This is a genomic window from Candidatus Methylomirabilota bacterium, assembly GCA_035936835.1.
Classification (GTDB): Bacteria; Methylomirabilota; Methylomirabilia; order Rokubacteriales; family CSP1-6; genus AR37.
Genome location: DASYVT010000109.1, coordinates 1 through 1976, shown reverse-complemented (window position 1 = coordinate 1976; position 1976 = coordinate 1). Strand labels below are relative to the sequence as shown.

Here is a 1976-nt window from a genome sequence, read left to right as displayed (position 1 = left end):
CGGCCTGGCGGCGGCCCTCGTCGGAGAGGTGCAGGCCGCGCGCGCGGCCGGGCAGCTTCACGCCCGTCGTCGGCGTGAGGCCGTGACGCACCAGCAGCACCAGGGTCGACGGCGCAGGCTTCTTGTCCTTCATGCGCGGCGGCGGGCTTCCTGCATCGCCTGCCAGATGCGCGTAGGGGTGGCGGGCGCCTCGCGGAGCACCACGCCGAACTCGGCGAGCGCGTCTTCCACGGCGTTGACGATGGCCGCCGCGCCTGGAATCGCCCCACTCTCGCCCACGCCCTTGATGCCGAGCGGGTTGATGACCGAACGGTGTTCGGTGAGCGCGACGGGAATATCCGGCACGTCATTGCACTTGGGGATGCAGTAGTCCATGAAGGAGCCGGTCAGGAGCTGGCCAGCTTCGTCATAGACGAGCTCTTCGAGAAGCCCGGCGGCTATGCCTTGGACGGCGCCGCCCTGGAGCTGGCCCTCGACGATGGCCGGATTGATGGCGCGCCCCGGGTCGTGGACCACGGCGTAGGCCAGCAGGCGCGCGCGGCAGGACTCGACGTCCACGTCCACGACGGCGGCCTGGGTGCCGAAGGCCCATGTCACCGTGGCGGGATAGAAGTAGGTGCAGGCGTTCAGCCCAGGCTCGGCCATTGGAGTTTGAGGCGTGGGCTTGAGCGCCTTGGACTTGACGGCGGCCAGCGCGAGTCGCGCGAGCGTCACGCTCCTGTTTGGCGAGCCGGCGACGAAGGCCTCGCCGCGCTCGATGCGGATGTCCTCCGGCGCTGCCTCGAGCAGCTCGGCCGCGACGCGCTGAGCCTTCTGCTTCACCTCGCGCGCGGTCTGGGCGACGGCGGGGCCGCTGTTGGCCATGACGCGGCTGCCGCCCGTGCCCATGCCGAACGGGAACTGGGTCGTGTCGCCCGCCATGACGTGCACGTCCTCGAAGTTGGCGCCCAGCTCGGCCGCGGCGATCTGCGCCAGCGTTGTCGCGTGCCCCTGGCCCTGCGCCGTCACGCCGATGAAGACGTAGACCTTGCCGCTCGGGTCCACGCGGACGGTTGCGCCTTCGTACGGGCCGAGGCCGGAGCCCTGCGCGTAGCACGAGACGCCGATGCCGATGCGGTGCGTGCCGTTCGCGTGCGCCTTCTGGCGCGTGCGCCACTCGTCGTAGCCCAGCACGGAGAGCGCGCGGTCGAAGGAGCCGGGGAAGTTGGCCGGGTCGTACGCGATCGGCGTGCCGTCCTTGTAGATGAGACCGGGCTTGTACGGCATCTCGGACGGCTGGACGAGGTTGCGTCGGCGGAGATCGGCTGGATCAATGCCGAGCTTGCGCGCGCCGATGTCCATCAGCCGCTCCATGACGAAGTTGGCCTCGGGCCGGCCCGCGCCGCGATAGGCGCCGTTGAGCGTTTTGTTGGTGACCACGCTCTTACCCTGGCTCTTGAAGTGCTTGACGCGATAGGGCGCGCAGAAGTGGTTGACCGTGTTGAGCGTGAGCCCCTCGCCCTCGATGGGGTAGGCGCCGACGTCGGCCAGGAACGAATCCTCCACCGCCACGATGGTGCCGTCGCGCTTGAAGCCGATCTTCGCCTCGTGGACCTGGTCGCGATCGTGACCGCTGGTGACGAGGTCTTCGCCGCGCCCGCTGATCCACTTGACGGGCTTGCCCGTCTTGAGCGCGGCGGCGGCGACGAGCATCTCCTCGGGATAGATCGAGCCCTTGGGGCCGAAGCCGCCGCCGACGTCGGGCACCATCACGCGGATCTGCTCGGCGGGAAGCTCGAGGACGGCGGCCAGGGAGTCGCGGAGCGAATACGGGTTCTGCGTGGAAGACCAGACGGTGAGCGTGCCCGTGTCCGCGTCGGGATAGGCCAGCGCCCCGCGCGTTTCGATGAAGGCGCCGGCGATCCGCGGGTGCCTGATCCTTTCACTGACGACTACGTCGCACTGAGCCCAGGCCTTCTCGACATCACCATAGTGCG

2 protein-coding genes are annotated in these 1976 nt (G+C 69.4%); both read right to left on the bottom strand.

Annotated elements, in window-relative coordinates; genetic code table 11:
- Positions 1-133 (bottom strand): phosphoglycerate mutase (locus VGV06_08625; protein ID HEV2055221.1); only part of this gene is annotated, 133 nt, incomplete at its 3' end.
- A partial coding sequence (locus VGV06_08620) for a molybdopterin cofactor-binding domain-containing protein (protein HEV2055220.1) occupies positions 130-1976 on the bottom strand: 1847 nt, incomplete at its 5' end. The genes VGV06_08625 and VGV06_08620, both read right to left, overlap by 4 nt.